This window comes from Acinetobacter sp. UBA5934, assembly GCF_002430855.1.
GTDB lineage: Bacteria > Pseudomonadota > Gammaproteobacteria > Pseudomonadales > Moraxellaceae > Acinetobacter.
In genome coordinates this window covers 1-2,644 of sequence record NZ_DJDC01000046.1, presented here as the reverse complement: position 1 = coordinate 2,644, position 2,644 = coordinate 1, and the positions used below count along the sequence as shown (strand labels likewise).

General features: G+C 36.1%; 3 protein-coding genes. All 3 read right to left on the bottom strand.

The window, feature by feature from the left end; translation table 11 throughout:
- Positions 1 to 69: 69 nt before the first annotated feature.
- A complete protein-coding gene (locus B2Y23_RS03315) occupies positions 70 to 288 on the bottom strand; it encodes a hypothetical protein (RefSeq protein ID WP_291369014.1) in 219 nt (72 codons plus the stop codon).
- A 192-nt stretch (positions 289 to 480) separates the two neighbouring features.
- On the bottom strand, positions 481 to 1,467 hold the full coding sequence (locus tag B2Y23_RS03310; RefSeq protein ID WP_291369012.1) for a PD-(D/E)XK nuclease family protein: 987 nt from the start codon (positions 1,465 to 1,467) through the stop codon (positions 481 to 483).
- A gap of 73 nt (positions 1,468 to 1,540) precedes the next feature.
- Positions 1,541 to 2,644 (bottom strand): aconitase family protein (locus B2Y23_RS03305; RefSeq protein WP_291369010.1); only part of this gene is annotated, 1,104 nt, incomplete at its 5' end.

Genomic DNA, 2,644 nt, shown 5'->3' with positions numbered 1-2,644 from the left:
CCCTAACCATGGGGCTTTTTAATGTCTGAAATTTGAGAAATAGATAAATAAAATTAGAAAACAACAAAATTAATTTTCGATGTCATAGACCCAATTTTTTGCTTGTTTCTCTGTGATAGTTTCACAAACATAGTAGTCATGATCCCAAGCATCTGGATGAAAAATTTCACGCTTGTGATAAGTGACTTGTTTGCCATTTTCGACACAAGTGAAGTTTCCACCTTGGTCTTTGACTTGGGTTCCATTGAGGAAACCGCCAATACAGAGGAAGCGGGATTGCTTGGACATTTCGTTACATCAACTTTTTAAATCATTTTTCAATGTGAGGATTAAACGATGTATTTCACTAACAGTAAAGCGTAGCCAACGACAAGTGTATAAGGACTATTAATCAGACCAAGTGAATCTTGATCTGAAAGAATAAAGTCATGAACTATCCGATGGTTGAATTTTGGTAAAACCAGAAGCTGCCGAGTTCATTCAATCTATAAATTTATCAGCAATTAAAGCATTTTTTTCAATAAAATTTGTATACTCTTTTAATTTTCCGATAGTTTTTTCAATATTAATTAAACCTGTTTCATCATTTTTAACAAGGTACTTCGTTGTAAGAATTGTCATTGTTTCCCCTTTACCAAATCTAGCTGGCTTCTGAAAGTTCAACCCTTCTTGCTTAGCTCTACCTAAAAAATGTTGATAACAAATATTTCTAAACTTTTTATCATTTTCCGGCTTATTGCTATTAATTTTCAAAACCAAATCATCTTGTTGTATTTGTAAATATTGCCAACAATTTTCATTTTTCTGAAAAGCCCACCAATAACCCATAAACCCACCATTAGGATTAGCCACATACCCCCAGTCACCACGATTTAATTCTTTTTGTAAATACTTAAAAAAACCAATCCAATTTTTATGATTCCATTGATCTTTATTAGTAAATGCATTGACTTCATTTTCGATGGATTCAATATAGTCTTTAAAATCATTAAAAATATCGCTCGTTTCATCATTAACGCTATTTAAAAGGTTAATTAATTTATCTCTCGAAAAAATTTTAAATCCATCTGCAAGTTCTTTCTTATAATTTGATTGGTCATGTGTTTTAAAAAATATAGCTAAAACATTTTCTTCACCAACTTCTGAAATTATTATATTTTTATATCTTGTTAATTGGCCTCCATGAGCATTAGTCCCAGTCTTATCTTCAATAATTATAGAAAAATTATTTATTTTCAGAAGAATATCAATATTTTTATATTGCTTAGCCAGAATAAACTCATCAATTTTATCTGGCATTATCTTATTTTCTAAAATAAAAAATTCATTAATTAACTTTAAGGCACACTCTTTCAATTTTGGATTTACTTCAGCATATGCTGGATTTGCATGATCCAATAGCCAAAAAATGAAGGCATCTTGTGATAATTCTTTAGTCGCATATTGAAAAATATTTGGTTTATTCATTTTTATTCTCAAAAAATAAGGGCTGATTACTCAGCCCTTATCTTATACCGCTTATTGCTTAACTATCAATCAATTAAGTCAACTGAGCAGCAGCAATTTTCTTGGTATCTACATTCGCAGCAGCGTCTGTGTACTCGCCCATCTTGTCGAAGCTCAAGTATTGATAGATGTCAGCTGACATGCTGTCAATTTGAGCTGCGTACTGTTGGTATTCTTCTGGAGTTGGTAGTTTACCAAGTACAGCAGCAACAGATGCAAGTTCAGCAGAAGCCAAGTAAACGTTAGCGCCTTGACCTAAACGGTTCGGGAAGTTACGAGTAGAAGTCGATACACAAGTAGTGTTTGGAGCTACACGTGCTTGGTTACCCATACATAATGAACAGCCTGGCATTTCAGTACGAGCGCCAGCTTTGCCATAAGTATTGTAGAAACCTTCTTCCATCAATTGGTGTTCGTCCATACGAGTTGGAGGAGCCAACCATAGACGAGTAGATAAAGAACCACCAGGTACTTTGTCTAGAAGTTTACCAGCTGCACGGAAGTGACCGATATTCGTCATACAAGAACCGATGAATACTTCATCAATTTTAACGCCTTGAACGTCAGAAAGAAGTTTTGCATCATCTGGGTCGTTCGGGCAGCAAAGAACTGGTTCTGTGATTGTAGAAAGGTCGATTTCATACACTTTAGTGTATTCAGCGTCAGCATCAGCTTTAAGAAGTGATGGGTTAGCCAACCATTTTTCCATGTTCTCAACACGGCGCGCCATAGTACGAGCATCGCCATAGCCTTGTGAAATCATCCACTTCAGCATAGTGATATTAGAACGTAGGTATTCAGCAACTTTCTCTTCAGAAAGCGTGATCGCACAACCAGCCGCAGAACGTTCAGCAGAAGCATCAGAAAGTTCAAATGCTTGCTCAACAGTCAGGTCAGTTTCCATTTCTGTCAGGTCGATCTCAAGGATACGGCCAGAGAAGATGTTTTTCTTACCTTTCTTCTCAACAGTCAGGTCACCTTCTTGGATTGCTACGTAAGGAATTGCATGTACTAGGTCACGTAAAGTGATACCAGGCTGCATTTTACCTTTGAACTTCACAAGAACTGATTCAGGCATATCAAGTGGCATTACACCAGTTGCAGCAGCGAAAGCTACAAGACCAGAACCTGCTGGGAA